Source organism: Nonomuraea salmonea (genome assembly GCF_042428605.1).
In the GTDB taxonomy this organism is placed as follows: domain Bacteria; phylum Actinomycetota; class Actinomycetes; order Streptosporangiales; family Streptosporangiaceae; genus Nonomuraea; species Nonomuraea salmonea.
This window is the reverse complement of sequence record NZ_JBHMCF010000003.1, coordinates 970,541-996,142: the sequence shown is the minus strand read 5'-3', so window position 1 is coordinate 996,142 and position 25,602 is coordinate 970,541. Positions and strand designations below refer to the sequence as shown.

21 protein-coding genes and 1 pseudogene are annotated in these 25,602 nt (G+C 72.0%); 12 read left to right on the top strand and 10 right to left on the bottom strand.

The window, feature by feature from the left end; translation table 11 throughout:
- Positions 1-5: 5 nt before the first annotated feature.
- Genes ACFFR3_RS05655 through ACFFR3_RS05645 form a run of 3 tightly spaced genes read right to left on the bottom strand, consistent with a single transcriptional unit; the run spans position 6 to position 2,913 of the window.
- On the bottom strand, positions 6-911 hold the full coding sequence (locus ACFFR3_RS05655; protein WP_379482704.1) for a 1-phosphofructokinase family hexose kinase: 906 nt from the start codon (positions 909-911) through the stop codon (positions 6-8).
- A complete protein-coding gene (gene nagA / locus ACFFR3_RS05650) occupies positions 908-2,044 on the bottom strand; it encodes an N-acetylglucosamine-6-phosphate deacetylase (RefSeq protein WP_379482703.1) in 1,137 nt (378 codons plus the stop codon). The genes ACFFR3_RS05655 and nagA overlap by 4 nt, the downstream gene beginning before the upstream one ends.
- A complete protein-coding gene (locus ACFFR3_RS05645) occupies positions 2,041-2,913 on the bottom strand; it encodes an SIS domain-containing protein (RefSeq protein WP_345395792.1) in 873 nt (290 codons plus the stop codon). The genes nagA and ACFFR3_RS05645 overlap by 4 nt, the downstream gene beginning before the upstream one ends.
- A gap of 130 nt (positions 2,914-3,043) precedes the next feature.
- On the opposite strand from ACFFR3_RS05645, the gene ACFFR3_RS05640 reads away from it, so the two are divergent.
- Together ACFFR3_RS05640 and ACFFR3_RS05635 are read left to right on the top strand one after the other, a co-directional pair.
- On the top strand, positions 3,044-3,814 hold the full coding sequence (locus ACFFR3_RS05640; protein ID WP_345395795.1) for a DeoR/GlpR family DNA-binding transcription regulator: 771 nt from the start codon (positions 3,044-3,046) through the stop codon (positions 3,812-3,814).
- A gap of 86 nt (positions 3,815-3,900) precedes the next feature.
- Complete coding sequence (locus ACFFR3_RS05635) at positions 3,901-5,637, top strand: glycerol-3-phosphate dehydrogenase/oxidase (RefSeq protein WP_364364659.1); 1,737 nt, start codon at positions 3,901-3,903, stop codon at positions 5,635-5,637.
- Positions 5,638-5,695: 58 nt separating this feature from the next.
- Here the strand turns inward: ACFFR3_RS05635 and ACFFR3_RS05630 are convergent, their stop codons facing one another.
- From ACFFR3_RS05630 to ACFFR3_RS05620, 3 genes are all read right to left on the bottom strand, one after another.
- Positions 5,696-6,952 (bottom strand): S8 family serine peptidase, encoded by a 1,257-nt coding sequence (locus tag ACFFR3_RS05630; protein ID WP_364364661.1) that lies wholly within the window; start codon positions 6,950-6,952, stop codon positions 5,696-5,698.
- 157 nt (positions 6,953-7,109) lie between these two features.
- Positions 7,110-9,080 (bottom strand): beta-propeller domain-containing protein, encoded by a 1,971-nt coding sequence (locus ACFFR3_RS05625; RefSeq protein ID WP_364364664.1) that lies wholly within the window; start codon positions 9,078-9,080, stop codon positions 7,110-7,112.
- 31 nt (positions 9,081-9,111) lie between these two features.
- The gene (locus ACFFR3_RS05620) at positions 9,112-11,325 is read right to left on the bottom strand and encodes a protein kinase domain-containing protein (RefSeq protein WP_379482702.1); all 2,214 of its coding nucleotides are present in this window, start codon (positions 11,323-11,325) and stop codon (positions 9,112-9,114) included.
- A 118-nt stretch (positions 11,326-11,443) separates the two neighbouring features.
- On the opposite strand from ACFFR3_RS05620, the gene ACFFR3_RS05615 reads away from it, so the two are divergent.
- The gene (locus tag ACFFR3_RS05615) at positions 11,444-12,427 is read left to right on the top strand and encodes a PLP-dependent cysteine synthase family protein (RefSeq protein WP_345395812.1); all 984 of its coding nucleotides are present in this window, start codon (positions 11,444-11,446) and stop codon (positions 12,425-12,427) included.
- A gap of 121 nt (positions 12,428-12,548) precedes the next feature.
- Here the strand turns inward: ACFFR3_RS05615 and ACFFR3_RS05610 are convergent, their stop codons facing one another.
- A complete protein-coding gene (locus tag ACFFR3_RS05610; protein WP_379482701.1) occupies positions 12,549-13,292 on the bottom strand; it encodes an N-acetyltransferase in 744 nt (247 codons plus the stop codon).
- Between the two features lie 87 nt (positions 13,293-13,379).
- Between ACFFR3_RS05610 and ACFFR3_RS05605 the strand changes: the two genes are divergently transcribed.
- The 4 genes and pseudogenes from ACFFR3_RS05605 (at position 13,380) to ACFFR3_RS05590 (ending at position 16,180) form a co-directional block, all read left to right on the top strand.
- Complete coding sequence (locus ACFFR3_RS05605; RefSeq protein ID WP_379482700.1) at positions 13,380-14,873, top strand: DUF885 family protein; 1,494 nt, start codon at positions 13,380-13,382, stop codon at positions 14,871-14,873.
- Positions 14,874-14,929: 56 nt separating this feature from the next.
- Positions 14,930-15,805, top strand: coding sequence for an SDR family NAD(P)-dependent oxidoreductase (locus ACFFR3_RS05600; RefSeq protein WP_345395818.1), 876 nt, complete (start codon positions 14,930-14,932; stop codon positions 15,803-15,805).
- Positions 15,783-15,872, top strand: a pseudogene (locus ACFFR3_RS05595) (hypothetical protein); the annotation flags it as partial. The gene ACFFR3_RS05600 and the pseudogene ACFFR3_RS05595, both read left to right, overlap by 23 nt.
- Entirely contained in the window at positions 15,845-16,180 is a 336-nt protein-coding gene (locus ACFFR3_RS05590) for a transposase (RefSeq protein WP_345395821.1), read from the top strand. The pseudogene ACFFR3_RS05595 and the gene ACFFR3_RS05590, both read left to right, overlap by 28 nt.
- Here ACFFR3_RS05590 and ACFFR3_RS05585 read toward each other — a convergent pair.
- The gene (locus tag ACFFR3_RS05585; protein ID WP_345395825.1) at positions 16,125-17,066 is read right to left on the bottom strand and encodes a DUF2207 domain-containing protein; all 942 of its coding nucleotides are present in this window, start codon (positions 17,064-17,066) and stop codon (positions 16,125-16,127) included. The genes ACFFR3_RS05590 and ACFFR3_RS05585 overlap by 56 nt on opposite strands.
- Positions 17,067-17,166: 100 nt before the next feature.
- Here ACFFR3_RS05585 and guaA point away from each other — a divergent pair, with 100 nt between their 5' ends.
- Positions 17,167-18,714 (top strand): glutamine-hydrolyzing GMP synthase, encoded by a 1,548-nt coding sequence (gene guaA, locus ACFFR3_RS05580; protein WP_364364685.1) that lies wholly within the window; start codon positions 17,167-17,169, stop codon positions 18,712-18,714.
- 112 nt (positions 18,715-18,826) lie between these two features.
- Here the strand turns inward: guaA and ACFFR3_RS05575 are convergent, their stop codons facing one another.
- Positions 18,827-20,248: an MFS transporter gene (locus tag ACFFR3_RS05575; protein ID WP_379482699.1), complete on the bottom strand. Its 1,422-nt coding sequence runs from the start codon at positions 20,246-20,248 to the stop codon at positions 18,827-18,829.
- A gap of 79 nt (positions 20,249-20,327) precedes the next feature.
- Here ACFFR3_RS05575 and ACFFR3_RS05570 point away from each other — a divergent pair, with 79 nt between their 5' ends.
- The 4 genes from ACFFR3_RS05570 to ACFFR3_RS05555 all read left to right on the top strand — a co-directional run bounded on the left by ACFFR3_RS05570 (position 20,328) and on the right by ACFFR3_RS05555 (position 24,200).
- Positions 20,328-20,762, top strand: a complete 435-nt coding sequence (locus ACFFR3_RS05570; protein ID WP_345395831.1) for a winged helix-turn-helix transcriptional regulator — start codon at positions 20,328-20,330, stop codon at positions 20,760-20,762.
- 185 nt (positions 20,763-20,947) lie between these two features.
- Positions 20,948-22,135 (top strand): PP2C family protein-serine/threonine phosphatase, encoded by a 1,188-nt coding sequence (locus ACFFR3_RS05565; RefSeq protein WP_345395834.1) that lies wholly within the window; start codon positions 20,948-20,950, stop codon positions 22,133-22,135.
- Positions 22,135-23,736 carry a sensor histidine kinase gene (locus tag ACFFR3_RS05560; RefSeq protein WP_379482698.1) on the top strand — a complete coding sequence of 534 codons (1,602 nt, stop codon included), beginning with the start codon at positions 22,135-22,137 and terminating at the stop codon, positions 23,734-23,736. Before ACFFR3_RS05565 ends, ACFFR3_RS05560 begins: the two co-directional genes overlap by 1 nt.
- Complete coding sequence (locus tag ACFFR3_RS05555) at positions 23,733-24,200, top strand: response regulator (RefSeq protein ID WP_345395837.1); 468 nt, start codon at positions 23,733-23,735, stop codon at positions 24,198-24,200. Before ACFFR3_RS05560 ends, ACFFR3_RS05555 begins: the two co-directional genes overlap by 4 nt.
- On the opposite strand, the gene ACFFR3_RS05550 is transcribed toward ACFFR3_RS05555, so the two are convergent.
- A complete protein-coding gene (locus ACFFR3_RS05550) occupies positions 24,142-25,593 on the bottom strand; it encodes a hypothetical protein (RefSeq protein ID WP_379482697.1) in 1,452 nt (483 codons plus the stop codon). The genes ACFFR3_RS05555 and ACFFR3_RS05550 overlap by 59 nt on opposite strands.
- Positions 25,594-25,602: the final 9 nt, after the last annotated feature.

Here is a 25,602-nt window from a genome sequence, read left to right as displayed (position 1 = left end):
CTCCTTCAGCTGATGGTGATCTGGGGGTGGATGTCGGCGTACACGCCGGGGTCGATCTCACCGGCGACGGGCGTGGCGACGGCGGCGGCGCCCAGGGCGGCGGCGCGGCGCAGGCGCTCCGGCCACGGCTCGCGCTCGACCAGGCCCAGCGCCAGCCCGGCGACGAGCGAGTCACCGGCCCCCGTGGGGTTGCCGCGCACGGCGTACGGCATGCGCGCGCGGAAGGTTCCCTCGCCGGTGACGGCGAGCAGCCCGTCGGCGCCCATGGACACGACCACCGCCTCCGCGCCCTGCCCGCGCAGGGCCTGGGCACCCTCGGCCGGATCGCCCGGCACGGCTCTGGCCAGCTCTTCGGCGTTGGGCTTGACGATGGAAGGACGGCCCTTGGGCGCGTGGCGCAGCGGCTCGCCGTCGGCGTCCACGATGGCGGGCACGCCCAGGGAGGCGGCGATGGCGGCGAGCGTGGCGTAGGCGTCGGCGGGGACGCCGCGCGGCAGGCTGCCGGACAGCACGACCGCGTCGGCGCCCGCCAGCAGCGACTCGTAGCGGCGGGTGAAGCCGGCCAGCTCGGCGGCGCTCACCTCGGGCCCTGGCTCGTTGAACAGCGCCGTACGGCCCGCGTCCGGGTCGGTGACGGCGAGGGTGGTCCGCGATTCGGCGGCCACGGGGTGGAGGTCGTGGGGGAGACCGGCGGCCCGCAGATCGTCGGCGATCGCCTGGCCGGTGGCGCCCCCGGCCAGGCCGGTGACCAGCACGTCGCGGCCGAGTGCGCGCAGCACCCTGGCGACGTTCACGCCCTTGCCCCCGGCCCGCCGGTGCACGGCGGCGACGCGGTTGACGCCGTCCCAGTCGGCGCCCGGCACCCGGTAGGTGGTGTCGAGGGCGAGGTTGAGGGTCACCGTGACGATCATGAAGGCTCCGTGATCCAGACGCCGTCCTTCAGCACGCCGTCCACTTGCAGGGAGTCGGAGAGCACGACCAGGTCGGCGGCCTTGCCGACGGCGATCGAGCCGATGCGGTCGGCGAGGCCGAGCACGCGGGCGGGGGTCAGCGAGGTCACCTGGACGGCGTCCGGCAGCGACAGGCCCAGCTCCTGGACCGCGCGGCGGAAGGCGACGTCCATGGTGAGCGTCGAGCCGGCGATCGAGCCGCCCTCGGCCAGCCTGGCCACGCCGTCGCGCACGTGCACCTTCATGGGGCCGAGCACGTAGTCGCCGTCGCCGAGCCCGGTGGCGGACATCGCGTCGGTGATGAGCATCGTGCGTCCTGGCCCGGCCACCTCGTACGCCAGCCGCAGCATGGCCGCGTGGACGTGCACCCCGTCGTTGATCAGCTCGACCGTCACCCGCTCGTCGTCGAGCAGCGCCGCGATCGGGCCGGGCGCGCGGTGGCCGAGCGGCGGCATCGCGTTGTAGAGGTGGGTGGCCACGGTGGCGCCCGCCTCGATGCCGGCGATGGTCTGCTCGTAGTCGGCGTCGCTGTGGCCGATGGCGGCGATGACGCCCTCGGCGGCGGCCATCCTGATCGTGTCGAGCGCGCCGGGCAGCTCGGCCGCGATCGTCACCATGCGGGCGTGCCCGCGCGCGGCCTTGACCAGCCCGGCGAACTCCTGCGGCGACGGCTCGCGCAGCAAGGCCGGGTCGTGCGCGCCGCAGCGGGCCTTGGCGATGTAGGGGCCCTCGAAGTGCACGCCGGCCAGCAGGCCCTCCTCGCACAGCTCCGCCAGCGCGGCGGCCGCCCTGCTCACGCCGTCGAGCGTGTCGGTGACCAGGCTGCCCACCATCGTGGTGGTGCCGTGGAGCCGGTGCAGCGCCACGGCGTCACGTGCCTTGTCCTGCTCGCCGGTGGGGAAGGAGCCGCCCGCGCCCCCGTGGTTGTGCACGTCCACGAACCCGGGGACCACGTGACGTCCGCCCAGCCGCAGGCCGGGCCCGGGGGCGGCGCCGTGGCCGACGTGCGTGACGCGGCCGTCTTCGATGGTCAGCCACCCCTCGTGAACTCCCTCGGGCGTCACGATCCTGGCGTCGGCAAGAGTAAGGCTCATGAAGAAAGGATCACAGATCGCGTGAGGTGCATGGGCTCGTCGGGGTTGAGCCCGCGGGCGAAGGCCCGCGCCACCGCGACCCGCTGGGCGCGGATCAGCTCGGCCATCGGGTCGAGCCCGCTCTCCACGAACGTGCCGCCGGTCGCCTCCACCTGGGCGCGCAGGCCCTCGGGAGCGGTGCCGAGCATCCACGTCACGCGGCCAGGCCCCGCGATGCTGATCGGGCCGTGGCGGTATTCCATCGCCGGGTACGCCTCCGTCCACGACCTGGACGCCTCGCGCATCTTCAGCGCCGCCTCCTGGGCGAGCCCGACCGACCAGCCGGCGCCGAGGAAGCTGAACTGCTCGGCGGCGACCAGCGCGTCGGGCAGCGGCTCGGCGACCGCCCGCTCGGCGTCGGCGATCGCCTGGGTGAGGTCCTCGCCGAGGCTGGCGCGGAGCATGGCGAGCTGGGTCGTGGCGAACCTGGTCTGCACGACGGACCGCTCGTCGGCGTAGTCGAGCACGATCAGGTCCTGCGCGGTGTCCCTGATCGGCGTCTCGGGGTCGGCCGTGATGGCGGTGGTCCTGGTCCCGGTCCTGCCGAGCAGGTCGAGCACCTCGGTCGTGGTGCCGGAGCGGGTCAGCGCGAGCACGCGGTCGTAGCCGCGGCCCTCGGGGAACTCGGAGGCGGCGAACGCGTCGGTCTCGCCGTGCCCGGCACGCTCGCGCAGCACCGCGTACGCCATCGCGATGAACCACGACGTACCACAGCCGACGACGGCGACCCGCTCACCTCGTGCGGGGAGCGCGCCGGCGGGGACGTTCGCGACGGCGCGCTGCCAGCACGACGGCTGGGACGCGATCTCGGCTTCGGTGTGGGTGGTCACCACTTACCTCCCCATGATTGATTGTTTCTGCGGTTTTTATACCAGAACAGAGCATAAATGAACATTGGTAGCTCTGGAGTCCCAGGTTGTGCCACGCTTGCTCCTGACCTCATCACCTAGGGAGTCCGCCGTGTCCCGCTACGACCGCTGGAATGCCATCCTGGAGCTGCTCGCGCAGGAAGGCAGGCTGTCGGTGGAAGAGGCAGCGCAGGCGCTCGACGTCTCCACCGCCACCATCAGGCGGGACTTCGACCAGCTCGCCCAGCAGCAGATGCTCATGCGCACGCGCGGCGGCGCGGTCTCCCAGAGCGTCAGCTACGACCTGCCGCTGCGCTACAAGACCGCGCGGCACGCCGACGAGAAGCACCGCATCGCCGCGGCGGCGGCCGAGCTGGTCTCGCCCGGCGCCGTGGTCGGGCTCAACGGCGGCACCACCACCTCCGAGCTGGCCCGCACGCTGGCCACCATGGCCACGCTGGAGAGCGGCTTCACCATCGTCACCAACGCGCTCAACATCGCCTCCGAGCTCACCGTGCGCAGGCACGTCAAGATCGTGGTGACCGGCGGGGTGGCCAGGCCGCAGTCGTACGAGCTGATCGGCCCGCTGGCCTCGGGCGTGCTCGAACAGGTCACGCTCGACGTCGCCTTCCTCGGCGTGGACGCGCTCGACGTCGAGCTGGGCGCCTCCGCCCACCACGAGGGCGAGGCCAGCGTCAACCACCTGCTGATCAGCAGGGCCGCCCAGGTCGTGGTGGTGGCCGACTCCTCCAAGGTCGGCAGGCGGGCGTTCTCCCGCATCTGCCCGATCGACCAGATCGACACGCTCGTCACCGACGCCAGGCTCAGCGACGAGCTGGCCGGCCGGCTCACCGAGGCCGGGGTCAAGGTCGTCCGCGCCTGAGAGCGCGCCCCCGCAGAAGGCGTTACAGGTCGGACGCTGCGCGGGTAGGTATGAGTAACAGCGACAAAGCCGTTTCAGGGGGAAATATGGCGTCGGGAAAGTGCGCGGCCCGGCTCGGGCCCGCGGAGCGGGCCGAGGCGCTGGAGCGCATGACGGCTCAGGAACTCGACGTGGTCGTGGTCGGCGGCGGCGTCGTGGGTGCCGGCATCGCGCTCGACGCGGTGACGAGGGGCCTCGACGTGGCCCTCGTGGAGGCGCGCGACTTCGCCTCCGGCACCTCGTCACGCTCGTCCAAGCTGATCCACGGCGGCCTGCGCTACCTGGAGCAGCTCAACTTCGACCTGGTACGCGAGGCGCTCCAGGAACGCGCCCTGCTGCTCCAGCGCATCGCGCCCCACCTGGTCAGACCCGTGCCGTTCCTGTTCCCGCTGACCCACTACGGCTGGGAACGCCCGTACGTGGGCGCCGGCGTCACGCTCTACGACACGCTCGGCTTCGCGACGGGCCTCACCCGCGGTGTGCCCGGACACCGCCACCTGTCCAGGTCGCGGGCGCTGCGCCTGGCCCCCGCGCTGAAGAAGAGCGCCTTCACCGGCGCCGTCCAATACTGGGACGCCCAGGTGGACGACGCCCGCTTCGTCATGATGACGCTGCGCACCGCGGCGACCTACGGCGCGCACGTCGCGCAGCGGGCCCAGGTCGTCGGGTTCCTGCGGGAGGGCGAGCGGGTCACCGGCGTACGGGTGCGCGACCTGGAGAGCGGCGACGAGTTCGACGTACGCGCCAGGCAGGTGGTCAACGCGACCGGCGTGTGGACCGACGACATCCAGGAGCTGGTGGGCGGCCGCGGCCAGATCCACGTGCGCGCCTCCAAGGGCATCCACCTGGTCGTGCCGCGCGACCGCATCCACTCGCTGACCGGCATCATCCTGCGTACGGAGAAGTCGGTGCTGTTCGTCATCCCGTGGGGCCGCCACTGGATCATCGGCACCACCGACACCGACTGGACGCTCGACAAGAGCCACCCGGCCGCCTCCCGCGCCGACATCGACTACCTGCTCGACCATGTCAACGCGATCCTGTCGGTGCCGCTGACCCGCGACGACGTCGAGGGCGTCTACGCGGGGCTGCGGCCGCTGCTGTCGGGCGAGTCCGACGAGACCTCGAAGCTGTCCAGGGAGCACGTGGTCGCGCACCCCGTGCCCGGGCTGGTGATGGTGGCGGGCGGCAAGTACACGACGTACCGGGTGATGGCGCGCGACGCCGTGGACGCGGTGGCGCACGGGCTGGACCAGCGGGTGCCGCGCTCGTGCACCGACCGCGTCCCGCTGGTCGGCGCCGAGGGCTACCAGGCGCTGTGGAACGCCCGCCACCGCCTCGCCCAGGAGTCGGGGCTGCACGTGGCGCGGATCGAGCACCTGCTGCACCGCTACGGCTCGCTCATCGACGAGCTGCTTGAGCTGATCAAGGAGGACCCGTCGCTGGCCAGGCCGCTGGACGGGGCCGACGACTACCTGCGGGCCGAGATCGTCTACGCCGCCACCGCCGAGGGCGCCCGGCATCTGAACGACGTGCTGACCCGGCGTACCCGCATCTCCATCGAGACCTTCCACCGCGGGGTGGGGGTGGCGCGGGAGTCCGCCGAGCTGATGGCCGGGCCGCTCGACTGGGACGGCGAGCAGGTCAAGCGGGAGGTCGAGTACTACACCAAGCGGGTGGAGGCCGAGCGGCGCTCCCAGGAGCAGGACTCCGACCAGGAGGCCGACGCCATCAGGCTGGGGGCGCCGGAGATCGTCCCCGTGGTGGTGCCGGAAGGCGCCTAGCCATAGGGAAGGGCGGCCCGCGGCGCTGCGGATCTCCGCGGACCGCCCGTGTCAGAGGTCAGGCGGGGTTGTAGACGCTCGCGTCATGGACGTCGAGCAGGGGCTCCTTGACGCCGTCGCCGGAGTCGTCGGTCCAGTTGGAGTTGCCGGTCGAGATCAGCGTGCTGCGCACGGCCAGCGAGCCGGCCCGCGTCGTCGGCTTGGCCGCGCCCGAGGTGAGCAGGGCCGCCGCGCCCGCGACGTGCGGGCTGGCCATCGAGGTGCCGCTGATCGTGCTGTAGCCGCCGCTGCGGTAGGTCGAGTAGATGCAGGTGCCGGGCGCGGTGATCTCCACCGTGGCGCCGTAGTTGGAGTAGAACGCGGACGTGTCGTCCTGGTCGGTCTCGCTGCGGCAGGACAGCCTGTTGCCGCCGGCGCCGCCCGCCAGGCCGTCGTTGTCGGTCAGCGCGGAGACGGTGACCACGTCGGGGTGGTTGGCGGGGAAGAACGAGGACGTGTTGGCGTGGCTGTTGCCCGCGGCCACCACGACGACGATGCCGGCGTTGACCGCGTTGGTGATGGCCGAGCTGATCGCGCTGCTGGAGCAGCCGCTGCAGCCCAGGCTCAGGTTGATGACCTCGATGGTGGCGCGCCGTGCCACCACCCAGTCGATACCGGCCGCGATGCCCGCGAGCGAGCCGGAGCCGGCCGAGTTGAGCACCTTGACGGCGTGGATGCGCGCGCCGGGGGCGACGCCCACCGGGCCGATGGCGTTGTCGATCGCGCCGACGGTGCCGGCGACGTGGGAGCCGTGGCCGTTGTCGTCGGTGCCGGAGTTGTTGGTGCAGAAGCCGATCACACAGTTCGCCCTGGCGACCACGTTCAGGTCGGGGTGGTTCTGGTCGACACCGGTGTCCACCACGGCGACGTCCACGTCAACGCGCTCGTCGTCGGTGCCGTCGATGTCGAGGTTGGGGTTGCTGGGGCCGAAGATCCGGTTGACGCCGGTGGGCGTGGTCTGCGCGAAGTGGGTGACCACGGCGTCGGGCTCCACGCTGAGCACGCTGGGGTCGCCCTTGAGCTTCTCGGCGGCGGCGGCGCTCAGGCGGGCGGTGTAGCCCTTGAAGGCGTGCTGGTAGACGCCGACGAGCTCGCCGCCGAGCTGCGCGACCTGGGTCTCGGCCGCGCTGTGCGTGCCGCGCAGTGACGGGTTGAGCTGGACGATGTACGTGCTGTCTGGGGCTGCTTGCTGGACGGTTGCGGACACGGGCAGCGGCGCCGCGGATAACGCGAGCGCGCTGACGAGCAATGCGAGCAGGGGGGTGCGTGGTCGCATGGCAGCGTGGGCCCTTTCTCGTGACGCGGACCGGCGGCGGCTTGTGACGGTCTACCGCCTGATCCGACAGGACGGTGTCATCAAAGTTTTCATCATTTGTCGGGATAAGTCCATAAAAAAGGTGCCGATTCGTTACGAACCGGCACCTTTTGGTTGCTTAACGAAGCGGGATCCACGCTTGTGAGGCGAGCGACTCCATGTCGTTGACCTGGACGCCCTCGTGCGAGACCGTCCAAATGGAGTCACCGATGACCACCGAGCGCTCGATGCCCGGCTGGTATGGGTACTCGCCTTCCTTCACGGGATGCTCGATCATGCCGAGCCGCCGCACCTCCCTGTCGTCGATCTTCAGCACCAGCGCGCCCGACTTCTCCGCCTGGACCAGCGGCACCACCGCGAGTCCCGTCTTCGGCCAGTACAGGAACGCGTGCGGGTCCCACTCCGCGCCCGAGCCCGAGTCGCGCTGGAAGAACTGCGACAGCCGGCGCGGCGCGGCCGGGTCGCTCACGTCGAACAGCGACACCTGCGTGCCCAGCGTCCTGCCCTTCTCGCTGGCCTCCTGCCCGATCCCGATCAGCCGGCCGTCCGCACCCGGATGCAGGTACGCCGAGTAGCCGGTGATCTTCAGCTCGCCCGTCACCTTGGGCCGCGCCGGGTCGCGCAGGTCCAGCGTGTAGAGCGGGTCCACCTGGCGGAACGTCACGCAGTAGCCGATCGGGCCGATGAAGCGCACCGAGTAGATGCGCTCGCCCTTGCCGAGGCCGCCCACCTCGCCCACCTTCTCCAAGGTGGTGGCCTTGAGCACGTGGACGGTGCTGGAGCTGTCGGCGCCGTCGGCCGCGGTGAGCGTGGTGGCCAGGCGGAGGTGGCCGTCGTGCTCCGACAGCGAGTACTGGTTGAGCAGACGGCCCGGCACCTTGCCCGAGGCCACGTACGCGGGAGCGCCCGGCTTGGTGATGTCGAAGCGGTGCACCTCCGTCTCCTCAGGAGGCGGCGTGCGCGTCGGATACGGCACGTCGACGGCCGGCTCGCTCGGGGTCGGCTCGTCGGCGGGGGCCGCGCCCGACGAGCGGGGCGCCGGGGTGGGCGGGGGCTCGACGGGGAGCGGGCGCACGATGGGGAACCACCAGCGGGGGTTGCTGGCGACGTACAGGCTCTGGCCGGTGCCGTAGACGATGTCGCCGTCGGCGGCCAGGCTGATCGGGTCGGTGCCCGCCGCCGTGACGCCGCCGGCCAGGTCGATCGTGTGCACGGTCAGCATCGAGGTGCCGGTGTAGTCGGCGGGGTGGCTGACCCGCTCGCACGCCACCCGGCTCTTCGTGACCTTCCCCGCCGCGTCGGTGATCTCGATGGTCGGCAGCCAGCTCTCCGCCGGCGCCCGCTTGACCGCGGCCCGGTTCGCCGCGATCAGCTCCGCCTGCTGGGCGTCAGGGCGCGGCTCCGGGAAGGTGATCTCGGGCTCGCTGCGGGTGACCAGCCGGACCGTGTCGCCCACCAGCCGGGCGTCCACGTACGAGCCCTGCGGCTTGATCGTGCTCAGCACCTTGGGCTCGCCCGCGAGGTCCACCAGCACGTACCGGGTGTCACCCACCGGGCCGGCGATCCGCTTGTACATGATGTCGCCGCCGCGCATCAGCACCAGCGCCCGGTCACCCGAGACCAGCAGGTCCGCGGGGACGCCGGGGCCGCCCTCCCCCTCGGTCAGCCTGAGTGAGGCGGTGATCTTCCTGGTCGCCGTGTCGATGACGCGCAGGGTGCCGTTCGCGACCGTGATGAGCCGGTCGCCGTCGGTCTTGACCAGGTCGGGCTCGTCCACGCCGGCCTCGTGCACGTTCGTGGTCGAGTGCTCGGGCGTCTGCGTCGTCCGCGCCTTCGCCTCGCTGCGTACGCTGTCCTCCATGACCATCGGCATCGCGTGGCCGAAGCCGTACGGGCCGACGTTCTCGGCGGCGTGCTCGCGCAGGCCGGTCAGCAGGTCGTCGCACCCGTCGTAGGCCACCAGGCGCACCGCGCCGAGACTCGTCCTCCTGGGCGCCGGGTCCTCGCCCCCGCCCGTCGAAGCGGTGCAGGCGGTCGTGACCGCGGCCAGCGCGGCGGCGGTCACGACCGTACGGATCAGCGTGTTCATGTCCCCATCACGGCCGGGCGGGCCGGATGGTTCACGAACCGTGCGCCGGGTTCCTGGTGAAGACCGGATCGAGGTCGAGGCTGTCGGGCACCTCCATGAGCTTGCGCACGAGCTTGCCCTTAAAGTCCACCACCTGCACCTCGTCGTTGGCGCCGTTGTCGTTCTCCCAGCAGAACAGGTGCTCCTCGTCATAGAAGCCGAGCACCTCGTCGCAGTCGGAGTAGAACGTGCGCAGCCGCTCGCCCGTCCCGGCGTCCCACACGCAGTGGTCGTTGTACGTACCGTCCGGGCAGTTGGTGACGAACGCGTCGCCCGAGGGCGAGAAGAGGTCCTGGGTGGTGTCGGCGGCGAGCGTGCCGATGTTCGCCTGCGAGCGCACGGCCCTGCCCTGGGCGTCGAAGAAGCGCAAACTCAGATTGTCCTCGTCGCCGTGGACGTTGACCGTGCCCGTCTCGTCGCCGTCGAAGCCCCACGAGCTGCCCCTGACGTCGGGGTCGCTGACGTCCACCCGCCTGACGCGCTTCGTGGCCACGTCCACCAGCATGAAGCCCGGGTACGTCCAGGTGTCGCCGCGCTTGTGCCCGATGCTGAGCAGGATCGTCGCGCCGTCCTTCGACCAGTTCCTGATGATGCCGGTCTGCGGCTTCTTGACGGTCTTGATCGTGGTGCGCTCGCCGGTCTCGCGGTCGGCGATGACGATGAAGTCATGGTCGTCGGGGGTGTAGCGCTTGCCCCTGGAGGCCAGGTAGCGGCCGTCGGGGGAGACCAGCGACTCCATGTTGCCCGCGTACTTCGTGAACGGGCCGCGCAGCGAGTCCCTGGCGTAGTCGGTCCACGTCTCCTTCTTCTCGTCGTAGATCTCGTACGAGGTCAGCACGATGGCGTCGGACGGGTTCTCGTACAGGGAGATCGCGCCGCCGGGCAGCGTCCGTTTCGTGCCCCTGGCCGGGACGTCCGTCCGGCCCGCCGAGGTCGTCTCCTGCCTGGGGCGGCCGCGCTCCGCCTGCGGGGTCGTCGTCTTCCTCCCCTCCTCCCGCGGGGTGGTGGACGGGCTCGCCACCGACGCCTTGTCCGCCTGGATCGCCACGAAGACGCCGGCGAGGACCAGCAGCGCGATCGCCACGGCGGCGCCCGCGACCAGCGGCGCCCGCCTGCCGCTCCTCGGCGGCTGGGCGGCCGGGTGGGTGGGCGGAGCGTAGGCGGGCGGCGTGTAGGCGTGCGCGGGGACGGGCCCCTGAGAGTGCGGGCCCGCGGTGTGCGGGCCCGCGTGCGAGTGCGGGCCTGCGGAGGGAGGGCCGGCGTGTGAGGGCGGACCTACGTGGGAGGGCGGGCCGGCGTGTGCGGGCGGGCCGGCGTGGGAGGGCGGCCCCGGGAAGGCAGCGGGGGGTGGCGCCGCCGCCTCCGCCGCGCCCTGTGCGAGCATGCCGGAGCCGGGCGCCGACTGCTGCAGCAGCCGCATCATCACCTGCTCGGCCGTGGGCCGCTGCGCCGGGTCCTTGGCCAGGCAGGCGGCCACGACCTCGCGCAGCGTGCCGTCCAGCACGCCGAGGTCGGGCTGCTGGCTGAGCACCCGGTTGATCACCGCGGGCATCGTGTCGCTGCCGAACGGCGCCCGCCCCGACGCCGCGTAGATCATCGTCCCGGCCCACGAGAACATGTCGGCGGCCGGACCCACCGTGTGCCCCATGATCTGCTCGGGCGGCATGTACGACGGCGTCCCCACCACCGAGTTGCTGATCGTCGAGGTGGCGTTCAGCGCCCGCGCGATGCCGAAGTCGATCACCCGCGGCCCGTCCGCGCCGATGATGACGTTGGCCGGCTTGAAGTCGCGGTGCACGATGCCGGCCTGGTGGATCGCGGCCAGCGCGGTCGCGGTGCCGATGGCCAGCCGGTGCAGCACCGTCCCCGTACGCGGGCCCTGCTCCTGCACCACCCGCTGCAAGGAGGGGCCCTCGATATATTCGCTGACGATGTAAGGACGGTCCTGCTCGATGCCCGTGCCCAGCACCGCGGCGGTGCAGAACGGCGCCACGTGCCTGGCCACCTCGACCTCGCGCAGGAACCGCCCCACGCTCACCTCGTCGCCCGACAGGTCGGGCCGCAGCCACTTGACCGCCGCCTTGCCGCCGTCGGCGTTCTCGCCCAGGTAGACGACGCCCTGACCGCCCTCGCCGAGCCGGCCGAGCAGGCGCAGGCCCCCCAGCGAGCGCGGATCTGCCGGGCGGAGCGGAGCGAAGGATGCCATGTCAGGATTCTGGCCCCATGCCGCCCGTACGGGGAAACTTCGCAGTTCCAGTGATCGAGTCGGTACGTTCCTGGCGAAACTCCGGACCCCGTGCGGGCATGCCTGAAAGGCTGGACACGTGAGCTGGAACGCACGAGCCCTCGATGTGCTGGCGGCCGGGGAGCCCACCCCGCTGATCGATTTCCCGGTGCGCGTGCCGGGGATCACGCTGTTACTCAAGGACGAGTCGCGCCAGCCCACCGGCAGCCTGCGGCACCGGCACGCCAGGGCGCTGTTCCGCCGGGCCGTGCTCGACGGGCTGGTCACCGAGGGCACCACCGTGGTCGAGGCGACCGGCGGCAACGCGGCGGTGGCACAGGCGTGGTTCGCGCGGCGGCTCGGGCTGCCGTACATCGTGGTCATGCCGGGCAAGGCGGGGCCCGAGCGGGCGCGGCCGGTGGAGGAGCTGGGCGGCGAATGCCGGTTCGTGACGCCGCCGCTCGCCATCTACGACGCGGCGCGCGAGATCGAGGGGCACTTCCTCGACCAGTTCGGCCGGGCGGCCGAGCACGACCTGGCCGGCGAGCTGTTCTCCCAGGTGAGCCCCGACTGGGTGGTCACCGGCGCGAGCACCGGGGCCACCTCGGCGACGCTCGGCGGCTGGATCAAGGAGCACGGCCTGGGTTGCCGGGTCGCGGTGGCCGATCCGGAGAACTCCGCGTACTTCCCCGGCTGGACGCTCGACGTGCATGACTACGCGACCGGCATGCCGTCGCGCATCGAGGGCATCGGGCGGCCGCGGATGGAGCCGGGGTTCCGTCCCGAGCTGGTCGATCTGGTCGTGCCCGTGCCCGACGCGGCGAGCGTGGCGGCGGCCCGGCACATCAGGGAGGTCACCGGGCTGCCCGTGGGGCCCTCGTCCGGCACCGCGCTCTGGGCCGCGCTTGAGCTGATCGAGCGCATGGTCGTCCGGGGTGAGCGCGGCACGATCGTCTCGCTGATCGGCGACGCCTCCGAGCGCCACCTGACGACCTGCCACGAGGACGCCTGGGCCACGGAACGCGGCCTCGACGTCGCCCGCCACGCCGAGCGACTCCGCCTGGTCAGCCCCGGCGGCGGCTGAGGGGACCGAACCGGCCCCCCGATGACCGGGCCGCCCCCGCCCGATGACCGGGCCGCCCCCGCCCGATGACCGGGCCGCCCCCGCCCGATGACCGGGCCGCCCCCGCCCGATGACCGGGTGGTCAGGTCAGGGGGTGGGTGACCCAGACGTTGGGTTCCACGTAGACGGCGTGGTCGTGGTCCACGTCGCAGTGCACCGGCGTGAGCGCCCCCGGCACCTCCACCGGGCCTGGACGGTCGAACGGCAGGCCGGTCCAGGCCCGCCACTCCGCCAGCGTGCCCGGCACCACCATCGACCGGGGCGCCACCTTCACGATCTCGGCGCCGGCCCGCACGTGCACCCGCAGCCACGGGTCGTGGGGCAGGCCGTCGGGGCGCTTCCTGAAGGCGTACTCGGCCATGGGGGTGTGGGGTTCGAGGTGCTTGCGGTTCGGGCGTACGGGGGCGACGAGCGTGCGGAAGCCGAGCCGGGCGGCGTGCTCGCGCATGGCGGCCACCATCAGCCCCGACAGCCCGTTGCCCTGAAGGTCGCGGCGCACGGTGATCTCCAGCGCGGAGACGGCGTCGGGCTCCTGGCCGCGCTCGCGGGCCAGCCAGCCGGCCCTGATCACGCCGTCCCAGCCGTCGTCGGGCAGCCCGTCGCCGCCGGCCACGTACGGGACCATGCACGCCCGCGCCACCGCCCGCCCTGGCTCGGCGTCGTCGTCGGCCACGAGCACGTGGTTCTTGTGGCGGGTGGTGACGAAGGGGTAGTAGAGGTCGGCGATCGGGTCACGCAGGACGAACTCCTGCCAGGTGTGCTCCATCTCCCACAAGGTCGCGGCGAATTCCGGACGTTCTGCGAGCGTGGTGATGCGGAGAGCCATGTGATCATCTTGCCCTGCGTACATCCGAAAATCGCCTGAAATATCGACACTTAAGCCCACTACCTGCGGTGCGCTAGCGTCGGCGGCATGACAGAACTTGACGCCAGGCTACGAGCCATCACCGACCTGATCGTGGCCGAGGCTCGCGAGGGCGGCGGCAGGCACGAGTACGACGGCCGGATCCAGGACCTGTCGCCCGACGGCGTACGGTCCGGGCTGGCGCGGCTCGGCGAGGGACCCGCGCCCGCGGACGCGCACGACGCCAGGCACCTACAGGTGTTCGAGGAGTCTCTGCGCACCCAGCTCGGCGAGCTGGAACTGCACCGCAAGAACCCCCTGATCCATCTGTCCAACCTCGATCTCGCCTGCTACGACCGCGACTACGCGCCGGAGGAGGAGCGCGCGGCGGCCAAGTCGGCCCACCTCGCGCTCTGGCCCGAGGCCGTCGACCAGGCGCTCGCCTCGCTCGACCAGGTCGCCGCCCCCGTCGCGACCTCCCTGCTCGGCGCGGTCAAGGGCCTGGCCGCCGGGGTCACCGACGAGGCCGCGCTGGCCGCGCACGCCAGGCTCGTCGCGCACGTCGAGCGGGCCGCGCGCGAGGGCGACCCCGACGCGGCGCTCGGCGGCGACGCGCTCGCCCGCCTGATGGGCACCGCCGAGGGCCTGCCCGTGGACCTCGGCAGGCTGGCCGAGCGCGCCGACGCCGAGCGCGACCGGCTGCTCGACCGCCTCACCGAGTCCTGCGCCAAACTGGGGGAGACCGGCCGGCCGCCGCTCGACGTCGTACGCGAGCTGGTCAAGGATCACCCCGACGCCGACGGCGTCATCGAGGCGGCCAGGATCGGCACCGAGAAGGCCATCGCGTTCACCCGCGAGAAGGACCTCGTGCCCTACCACGACGGCGAGTGCCTGGTCGGGCTGGCGCCCGAGTCGCGCCGCTGGGCGATGGCCATGATGGCGTGGAACTCGCCCGGCGAGCCCGAGGGCCCGTCCTGGTACTACATCACCCCTCCCGAGCCCGGCTGGCCGCGCCAGGAGCAGGAGGAGTGGCTGGAGGTCTTCAGCGCCACCACGCTGCCCGCCATCAACGTGCACGAGGTGGCCCCTGGCCACTTCTCGCACGCCAGGGCGCTGCGCAGGGCCCCGTCGGAGGTGCGCAGGCTGCTGCAGTCGATGGCGTTCATCGAGGGCTGGGCCCACTACGCCGAGGAGCTCTGCGTCGAGGAGGGGTTCGGCGACGGCGACCCGCGCTTCGAGATCGGCGTCTGGGTGGAGGCGCTCATCCGCGTCACCCGCCTGGCCTGCGCGATCGGCGTGCACACCGGGCAGATGACGGTCGAGGACGGCGCCCGCCGCTTCGAGTCCGACACCCACCTCGCCGGTCCCGCCGCGCTGTCGGAGGCGCGCAGGGCCTCCTTCGACCCGACCTACGGCCGCTACACCTGGGGCAAGCTGCTCATCCTCGACCTGCGCGAACGGGCGCGCGAGGAGTGGGGCGCCGGCTTCACCCTGCAGCGCTTCCACAAGGCCCTGTTCGACCTCGGCTCACCGCCCCTGGGACTCATGGACGCGGTCCTGTAGCGTCGCACGGACTGATCGGGGAACGACCTATGGCGTGTCCCTAGGGAGGTCTGTTCGTGCGCGAGCTCTCCGGCAAGGTCGCGGTGGTGACGGGTGCGGCGAGCGGGATCGGCAGGGCGCTGGCCCTCCGGTTCGCGGCCGAGGGAATGACGCTGATGCTCGCCGACGTCGAGCACGGCGGGCTGGCGGAGACGGCCGCGCTGTGCGGGGACGCGACGGTGCTCACGCAGATCACCGACGTCTCCGACGCCTCGTCCGTACGCCACCTGGCCGACCGCTGCTTCGGTGAGCTGCGGGCCGTGCACGTGCTCTGCAACAACGCGGGCGTCTTCCAGGGCGGCCACATGTGGACCAGGGACGAGGAGGACCTGTCCTGGCTGCTCGGCGTCAACCTGTGGGGCGTGCTGCACGGCATCCGCGCGTTCGTGCCGCGCATGATCGAGCAGGACACCGAGGGTCACGTCGTCAACACCGTCTCCGTGGCGGGACTGCTGGTGACGCCGGGGACCGGCGGGTACGCGGTGTCGAAGCACGCCGCGCTGGCCGCGTCCCTGGCGCTCGCCCAGGACCTGGCCGCGACAGGGTCGAAGCTGCGCGTCAGCGCGCTGTGCCCCGGCGCGGTCAGGACCCGCATCGCCGACTCCGACCGGCTGCGCCCGCCCAGCCTCACCATCACGCCGGGCGCGGACGAGGTGGCCGTCAAGGAGCGCGTCGGCAAGGCGGCAGAGCGCGGCATCGAGCCGTCGGAGGTGGCCGACCTGGTGGTCAGGGGCATCCACGAGGAGCGGTTCCTGCTGCTGACCGACCCGTCGTACGCGGCCGCGCTCCGCCTGCAGACCGAGACACTGCTGACCGGGACCCTGCCCGGCTATCCGGGTCGTCCGCAGTGCTCCGGCCTTCGGGCAGGGGATGAAGCGGACTTCCCCGCGTAGCGGGCCGGAACGCCGGGTAGAGGCGAGCGTTGCGTTCGGGTGCGCGCGGGTGGTGTTCAACGACGGGTTGCGCGCCAGGCGGAAAGCTCACGCGGCGCGCACACCAGGGTGGCCGACGCGCGCCGGGACTTCGCACACAAGCTCTCCACCCGGATCATCCGCGACAACCAAGCGGTGTACGTGGAGGATCTGTCCGTGAAGGGCCTGGCCGGCACAAAGCCGGCCAAGAGTGTGCACGATGCAGGCTGGTCGCAGTTCGCGGCCATGCTGGAGTACAAGGCCGCGGTCCCCGGCCATCAGCTCAAGACCGGGAAGCGCGTCAACACTGACGGTCGTGGGCGAGGACCCGGACGACGGTGCCGCCCGGCGGCTTGACCAGCAGGCGTACGGTGTCGCCCGGCAGCACGTCGCGATAGAGGCCCTGCTTGACCCGGAACGCGGCGGCCCGCTCGGAACGGCCGTCGTGCAGCGCGATGTAGTAGTCGCGCCGCACGCCCTCCTCCTGCGGGATCACCTCCACCCAGCGCTTGACGACGTGGCCCGTCACCTCCTGGCGGCCCGAGCCGCGCGGCAGCTCGGCGGGCGCGATCTCGACGCCCTGCCAGCCGCTGCCGGTGAAGATCCACTCCTGGTCGGGGTTCGCGGGCAGCGGGCCGGGCCCGGCCACCTCCCTGCCGCGCGGGGTCAGCAGGAAGCCCCTGCCGCCCGACAGCAGCGAGACCCCCGCCACCAGCGAGACCATCGTCGCGATGATCGCGGGCCAGGAGAACAGGGCCACCGACACGGTCGCGTACCAGGGGACGATCAGGGCGGCCGTCAGCAGCACGGGGACGAGCACCGTGCGCCAGCGCCTGCGGGCCAGGCCGAGGTCGATGGCGTGCCGGCGGACGAGCTTGACGAACCCGCCCTCCAGGTCGGAGCCCTCGGGCATGAGGGCGATCACGGGCGCCGCGGGCCGGTCCGCCATGCGGGCGCGCACGCGTTCGAGCACCCAGGTCTCGTACGGGCGCAGCGGCTCGCGTACGGGCGGGCCGAGCGTCAGGCGGTCGCCCTCGATCGTCGCCCAGCCGCGTCCGGCCAGCTCGAACAGCACGGTGTAGAACACGTCCTGGGCGCGCATGCCGCGTAAGAGCTCGGCGACGGGGGCGGGCACCGGGTGCTCGGGCGCCTCCGTGGCCCTGTCACGGCCGGACACCTTGAAGGCGGCGGCCAGCGTGGCGGCCCACAGGGCCCACGCGGTCGCCGGCCAGACAAGATCCATCGTTCTGTGTTTAGCACGTCCCACCCGGCCAGGCCAGGTGTCCTGGCCAAGGCCGATAGACTGGTGTCACCGCACTTCGCCTTTTCAGGGGGTTCTCACGGTGTCTGAATTCGACACGGTCCTGGTGGTCGACTTCGGCGCTCAATACGCGCAGCTGATCGCCAGGCGGGTGCGTGAGTGCCATGTCTACTCCGAGATCGTCCCGTCGACCATGCCGGTCGAGGAGATGATGGCGAAAAACCCCAAGGCGATCATCCTGTCCGGCGGTCCTTCGTCGGTCTACGCCGAGGGCGCGCCGCCGGTGCCCCACGGGCTGTTCGACACGGGCGTGCCGACGTTCGGCATCTGCTACGGCTTCCAGGCCATGGCGCAGGCGCTGGGCGGCGAGGTGGCCCGCACGGGTGTCGCCGAATACGGCGGCACCCCGCTCGAGGTGCTCGACGAGGGCGTCATCTTCGCCGGGCTGCCCACGTCGCAGACCGTGTGGATGTCCCACGGCGACAGCGTGGCCGCGGCCCCCGAGGGCTTCGCGGTGACCGCCTCCACCAGCGAGACGCCGGTCGCCGCGTTCGAGAGCGTCGAGCGCGGCCTCTACGGCGTGCAGTTCCACCCCGAGGTGCTCCACTCCGAGCACGGCCAGGCGGTGCTCAAGCACTTCCTGGAGGCCGCCGGGTGCCGGCCCTCGTGGACGATGCTCAACATCGTCGAAGACTCCATCGAGGCCGTGCGCCGCCAGGTCGGCGACGGCCGGGCCATCTGCGCGCTGTCCGGCGGCGTCGACTCCGCGGTGGCCGCCGCGATCGTCCAGCGCGCCATCGGCGACCGGCTGACCTGCGTCTTCGTCGACCACGGGCTGCTGCGCAAGGGCGAGGCCGAGCAGGTCGAGCGCGACTTCGTCGCCGCCACCGGGGTCAAGCTGCGGGTGGTCGACGCCGCCGACCGGTTCCTCAAGGCGCTCGAAGGGGTCAGCGACCCGGAGGAGAAGCGCAAGATCATCGGGCGCGAGTTCATCCGCGTCTTCGAGGACGAGCAGCGCGCCATCATGGCCGACGGGCCGGTCGACTTCCTCGTCCAGGGCACCCTCTACCCCGACGTCGTCGAGTCCGGCGGCGGCACCGGCACCGCCAACATCAAGTCACACCACAACGTCGGCGGCCTGCCTGAAGACCTGCAGTTCACGCTGGTCGAGCCGCTGCGGGCGCTGTTCAAGGACGAGGTGCGCAGGGCCGGCGAAGAGCTGGGCCTGCCGGCCGCCATGGTGTGGCGGCAGCCGTTCCCCGGGCCAGGGCTCGCCATCCGCATCGTCGGCGAGGTGACCGGCGAGCGGCTCGATCTCCTGCGCGAGGCCGACGCCATCGCCCGGGAGGAGCTGTCGCGGGCCGGGCTCGACCGGCAGATCTGGCAGTGCCCGGTGGTGCTGCTCGCCGACGTACGGTCGGTGGGCGTGCAGGGCGACGGCCGCACCTACGGCCACCCCGTGGTCCTGCGGCCGGTCACCTCCGAGGACGCGATGACCGCCGACTGGGCGCGGGTCCCCTACGACGTGCTGTCGCGCATCTCCACCCGCATCACCAACGAGGTGCGCGAGGTCAACCGCGTGGTGCTCGACGTGACGAGCAAGCCCCCTGGCACCATCGAGTGGGAGTGACCCCATCGCGCTGACCGGCTGAAAGCCATCCCAGCCCCGGCCCGTGACGGGCCGGGGCTGCGAGCTTTCCTACGGCCTTGGGCCGCCGGGCGGCCCCAAGGCCGTTCGGGGGTCAGGCCACCGGGGCTTCTGCGGGGGTCGCCGGCTGGGTGGTGACCTGGCGGGTGCGCCTGGGGAGCAGGGTGAGGGCGGCGATCAGGCCGAGCAGGGCCAGGCCGGCCGAGCCGATGAACGCCGCGTGATAGCCCGACACCAGGGCCTGCGGGGTGCCGGTGTCGCCGGTGACGGCCGTCGCGACGGTGGCCAGGGCGGCGATGCCGACCGAGATGCCCACCTGCGTCGTCGTGTTGAACAGCCCCGACACCATGCCCGCCTCGTCGGCCGCCGCCTGCGACGTGGCGGCCACGGTGACGGCGCCGATGAGCAGGCCGAAGCCGAACCCGCCGAGCAGTTCGGGCGCGAGCAGCGTGCCCACGAAGTCGTCCCGCACGCCGATGCGCTGGTAGAGCAGCGCGCCCACGGTGATGAAGACGAGGCCGGCGACGGCGGTGGCGCGCATGCCGTACCGGGTGAGCACGCGCCCGCCGAGGAACGACGCGGTCAGCGCGATCGTCACCGAGATGGCGACCAGCGACATGGCGGAGCGGGTGGCGCTGTGGCCGAGCACGTCCTGCGTGTAGAGGGTGAGCAGGAAGAAGATCGGCTGCATGCCGGCGGCCACCAGGAACATGATGAGGTTGCCCGCCCGCAGCGTACGGCGGCGGAAGACGTCGAGGGGCACCAGCGGGCTGGCCGAGCGCCGCTCGACGGCGAGGAAGGCGCCGAGGAGCGCGACGGACAGCGCACCGAGCGCGAGGGTCCTGGCCGACGTCCAGCCGGCCTGCGGCGCGTCCGTCAGGGTGTAGATGAGCAGGCCGAGCCCGGCCGTCGAGGTGAAAGCGCCGGCCAGGTCGAAGCCGCGCTCACGTCCGGCGGCGCGTACGGCGGGCAGCACGACCAGCGCCAGCGCTCCGACGACCAGCCCGATGGGCGTGTTGACGAGGAACACCGACCGCCAGCCGAACCAGTCGGTGAGCAACCCGCCGAGCACCGCCCCCGCGGAGGCGCCCATGCCGCCGACCGCTCCCCAGAGGCCCATGGCCTTGTTCAGCGCCGGGTCGCCCTTGAAGATCACCATCACCAGCGACATGCCCGCCGGCGCGACCAGCGCCCCCGCCAGCCCTTGCAGGGCCCGTACGGCGACCAGCACGGCGCCCGACGACGCCACACCGCCGATCAGCGACACCAGCCCGAACATGACCATCCCGGCGATGAACATCCGCCGCCGACCGGCGTAATCCGCCAGCCGCCCGCCGAGCAGCAGCAATCCGCCGAACACCAGCGAGTACGCCGTCGTGGTCCACGACAGGTCCGTGGCCGTCATGCCCAGCTCGCGCCCCATGGGCGGCAGCGCGATGCCCACGATCGTGGTGTCGAGGATGAGCACGAACTGGGTGGCGGCCAGCAACGAGAACGCGGCCCACTTGCCTTGCATGACCAACTCCCTTAGGGAACTTTTTGTAACAGCCGCCATGATGTGTGACCATCGAGGTCAACCGGAAGAAGGCACTTTCATGTCTCAGAGGAACACGGCTGTACCAGAGCAGCTCAAGACGCTGGAGGACGCCGATCTCCTTCTGGAGAGCGGCGAGTGCCCGGTCCCGCCGCGCGAGATCCTCGACCGGATCGCCGGCAAGTGGGCGATCCTCATCGTGGTGGCCACCGCGCGGCAGCCCCGGCGCTTCACCGAGCTGGAGCGGCTCATCGAGGGCATCAGCCGCCGCATGCTCACCCTGACCCTGCGCAACCTGGAGCGCGACGGCCTGCTGGAGCGCACGGTCTACCCGACGGTGCCGCCCAAGGTGGAATACCGGGCCACCGAGATGGCGCTGGAGCTGTACGAGGCGATGCTGACGATCACCAACTGGTCGCGCAAGCACAGCTCCTGCGTGGCGGCATCAAGGCGGCGCTACGACGAGCGCCGGGCCGCGGAGGCCGAGCACATCTGACCAGTCTCGTGTGCATAGAGAGGAAAATGAGGGGAAGAGAGGCTTCCCCTGGGCCGGTTCCCTGTGATCGCAGACGGGCGCCGGCGGGGGTCGGTGTGTGCCCGGTGTCGACAAGCGATCCGAGCGCGGCCGGCGACAGGCCGGTTGCGGTTCGGGAGCGGTTCAGAAAGGGTGGCAAGGCCTTCATGGCCCACGGGAGCGAAGACGGCTGCGACGCCGCCGGGCAGCCGCTGGTGCTGCTCGTGGAGGACGATCCGCAGGACGCGCTGATCGTCGAGGGGTTGCTTGAGGACAGCGGCCTCTTGGTCCGCCTAAAGTGGGCCCGCTCGGTCGACGAGGCCCGCCGCGCCCTGGCCGGGCTGCGCCCGCAGTGCGTGCTGCTCGACCTCGGCCTGCCGGACGCCCACGAGTTCTCCGCGCTGTCGGCGGTGATCGAGGAGGCGGGCGACGCGGCCGTGGTGGTGCTCACGGGCCTCGCGGAAGAGCAGGCGGGCCTCGCGGCGCTGACCGCGGGAGCCCAGGACTACCTGGTCAAGGGCCGGGTGGAGGCCGAGTGGCTGGGCCGCACGCTGCGCTACGCGATGCAGCGCAAGCAGTCGGAGCAGGCCGCCGTCGCGCTCAACGCCGAGCGCATGCGCGCCAAGGAGAACGAGCGGCTGGAGCGCGGCCTGCTGCCGACGCCGCTGCTGCAGAGCATGCCGATCGAGGTGGCGTCCCGCTACCGGCCGAGCAGGGGCTCGGCCACACTGGGCGGCGACTTCTACGACGTCGTCGAGGACGACGAGAAGGTCGTGCACGCGCTGATCGGCGACGTGTGCGGCCACGGCCCCGACGAGGCGGCGCTGGGCGTCTGCCTGCGCATCGCCTGGCGGGCGCTGGTGCTCAGCGGCGTCACAGGCCCGACGCTGCTGCGCCGGCTCGAACGCGTCCTGGAGGCCGAGCGGCCCAGCTCCGAGATCTTCGTCACGCTGTCCACGCTGGAGCTCGACCACGACCGCCGTACGGTCAGGATCTGGCGGGCCGGGCACCCCGGCCTGCTCGTGCACGACGGTGAGACGGTGACGCTGGCCGAGCCCGGCCGCGGCCTCGCGCTCGGCTTCCCGGTGCAGACCGACTGGCACCAGGACGTGCTGGAGCTGCCCGAGGGCGGCGGGCTCACGCTCTACACCGACGGCCTGTTCGAGCGGCGCCTGCCCGGCGAGCCGGCCCGCTGGCTGGGCGAGGAGGGCCTGCTCGATCTGGCCGCCCGCCATGCCCACCTCGACGGCGAAGGCTTCCTCGACGCGCTGATCGCCGACGTCGAGGCCGCCACCGCGCCCGACGCGCCCGCCGACGACCTCGCCGTGGTCCACCTGCGCTGGACGGAGCGGTGATGGCAGGAGGACGCTGGCACCGGCTGACGGTGCACGGCTGGTTCGTGGTGGTCATCTCGGTCATCGCGACCCTGCTCCTGGTCTGCGCGGTGGTCGGTGCCGTCACGCTCGACCGTACGAGCAGGCTCTCGGAGCAGCTCACCACCCGCATCTCGCCCGCCCTGGTCGAGGCGGCCAACATGCAGAAGGCGCTGATCGACCAGGAGACCGGCGTCAGGGGCTACCTGCTGACCGGCCGCGCGGAGTTCCTCAGCCCGTACAGCGAGGGCGTGCGCGCCGAGCAGGTCAGCCGCGATCGGGTGGCGGCGCTGCTGGCCGACCGCGCGGACCTGCGGGCCGGCCTCACCGCCATCAGCGAAAGGGCCGCCGCCTGGCGCCGCGACTACGCCGAGTTCATGACGGCGCACCGGCAGCGCGACGAGGCGGTGCCCGACGCCACGGTGGAGGCGGGCAAGCAGGCGTTCGACGGCATCAGGGCGCTGCTCGACAGCCAGAGCGCCCACCTGACGCAGGCCCGCGACCAGTCCAAGGCCGAGCTGGCGGGAGCCGAGCGGGTGCGCAACTTCGCCTTCCTCGGGATGCTCGTGGTGTTCACGCTGGCGGCCGCCGCGGTGGCCGTGCTGCTGCGGCGCGCGGTCGGCCGGCCGCTCGACGAGCTGCGGGCGGCCTCGCGGCGCGTCGCGGCCGGTGACTTCGGGCTGGGCATCCCGGCCAGGGGGCCCGCCGACATCCGCGAGGTGGCCAACGACGTCGAGCAGATGCGCGTACGCATCGTCAACGCGCTGCACGAGTCCGGCCAGCAGCACGCGCTGCTGCGCGAGCAGGCCGAGGAGCTGCGCCGCTCGAACGCCGAGCTGGAGCAGTTCGCCTACGTCGCCTCGCACGACCTGCAGGAGCCGCTGCGCAAGGTCGCCACGTTCTGCCAGCTGCTGGAGAAGCGCTTCGGCGACGTGCTGGACGAGCGCGGCAGGCAGTACGTGCACTTCGCCGTCGACGGCGCCACCCGCATGCAGGTCCTCATCAACGACCTGCTGCGCTTCTCCCGCGTCGGCCGGGTCTACGACGAGCGCGAGCCCGTGGACCTGGAGAAGGCGCTGGACAAGGTGATCGACGACCTGTCGGCGCCCATCGAGGAGTCGGGCGCGACGTTCGAGCGTCCCGACCCGCTGCCCACGGTCGTCGGCGACGCCACGATGCTGCGCCTGCTCTGGCAGAACCTCATCAGCAACGCCATCAAGTTCCGTGACCCCGCCCGCCCGCCGCTGGTCCGTATCGCCTGCGAGCGCGGCGAGGAGGGGGAGTGGGAGTTCTCGGTCGCCGACAACGGCATCGGCGTCGAGCCCGAGTTCGCCGACAAGATCTTCATCATCTTCCAGCGCCTGCACAGCCGCGAGACCTACACCGGCACCGGCATCGGCCTGGCGATGTGCAAGAAGATCGTCGAGACGCACGGCGGCCGCATCTGGCTCGACACCGATTACACCGGCGGTGCCCGCATCCGCTTCACTCTGCCGGTCCACGAAGACACCGAAGACACCGAAGACACCGGACACGAAGACACCGGACACGAAGACACCGGACACGAAGGAATCGACTCATGACCACCGGGCAGCCCATCGAAGTACTCCTCGTCGAGGACGACCCCGGTGACGAGCTCATCACCCGAGAGGCGTTCGAGGACAACAAGATCCGCAACAACCTCCACGTCGTCAGGGACGGCCTGGAGGCGCTCGACTTCGTCTACCGGCGCGGCGACTACGTCGGCGCGCCTCGCCCCGACCTCATCCTGCTCGACCTCAACCTGCCCAAGTACGACGGCCGCCAGGTGCTCGAACAGGTCAAGGGCGACCCCGAGCTGCGCTCGATCCCGGTCGTCGTGCTGACCACGTCCTCAGCCGAGGAGGACATCCTGCGCAGCTACCAGCTCTTCGCCAACGCGTACGTGAGCAAGCCCGTCGATCTCGACCGGTTCATGGCGATCATCCGGCAGATCGACGAGTTCTTCGTCACGGTCGTCCGGCTGCCCGGTCGCGCGGCCGCGTACGGCGGGGAGGACCGTCACTGACCGGCCGCCGTCGCGGCACCAGGCTGCCGAGCAGCAGCGGCACCAGCAGCGCCCCGATGAGGATGGGCGCGGCCATGTAGCGGAAGTCCTGCGCCGAGATGTTGGCGAGGACCGCGAGCTGCTGCCCGGCGACCACGGCGGCCACGCCGAGCACCAGCCGGTTGCGCCGCGCCAAGGCGGCCAGCGCCACCGCGACGTACGCCAGGTAAGCCCACGACGCTCCCCGCCACAGGATCCGGTCCCACTCGGGGGTCAGCGAGCCGGCCAGCCACGGCGCCGCCACCTGGTGCAGCTCCATCGACAGCGGGCGCAGCGAGAACACCCCGCGCCCTGGGAAGTCGGTCACCTTGCCGGGGCCGACGTAGGTGTCGGCGTTCGGCCGCAGCGACAGCCGGTACGTGGTGCCGCCGGTCGCCGTCTCGTCGCCGACCGGCCGCCAGGCGATCGCGCCCCGGCAGAGCCTGGCCCGCACCACCAGGCCAGGCTCGGTGACGAGCAGCCGCCGCCACAGCGCCAGCAGGTCGCCCGAGCGCGCGTCGGCCTGCTGCCAGTCGAAGTCGCGCCGCCAGATCAGTGGGTTGATCGTGGAGCAGGTGCCGCCCGCCCACCAGCGGCGCAGCGGCGCGACCGTGGTCATCAGGCCGATGTCGGCGGGGGTGAACAGGTCGGGGCGCTCCCGGTAGAGGACCGCGATGTCGCCGTAGGCGGTGTGGTAGACGTACGTCGGCGACGGGGCCACGATGCCGGCCTGCGGGAAGACCAGGGTCGAGAGCGCCAGCGGCAGCGCGGCGGCGACGGCTCCGGTCAGCCACAGCCGGACCCGCCTGACGATCACGACCAGCGCGAGCACGGTGACGCCCGCGACCAGGAAGCCGTTCGCGCGGAAGAGCCCGAGCAGCGCGAACAGCACGCCGAGCCCGAGCAGCGCGGGCAGGCCGACGGCGCGCCCGGCCGCGATCCGCGCGCAGCACGCCGCGATCGCCACCGCGCAGATCGTGAACGGCACGTCCTTCCACAACGTCACCGTGAACGCGCCGACCGGCGGCGCGAGCGGCATCAGCACGGCCACCGCGGTCGTCAGCGACCCCGGCGCGCCCAGCCGCTTCAGCGACTGCGCCAGCCACGTCAGCGCCCCCGCCATGGCCGTCGTCTGCGCGAAGGTCACGGCGCCCAGGTCGCCGGTCCTGGTGAAGCTCAGCCACAGCAGCGCGTCGTAGAGCACCGAGTGGTCGGCCACCCAGGGCCCGGCCACCGTGTGGCTGAGATAGAGCACCGAGTCGCGGCTGAACAGGCCGGGATAGAACGCCGCCCACCAGCATCCGAGCACCGCCTGGACGGCCAGGAAGGTCGCGAGCGCGACCCAGGGCCGGCCGGGCCGGGTGTCACTCCCCATGGTTCCCGT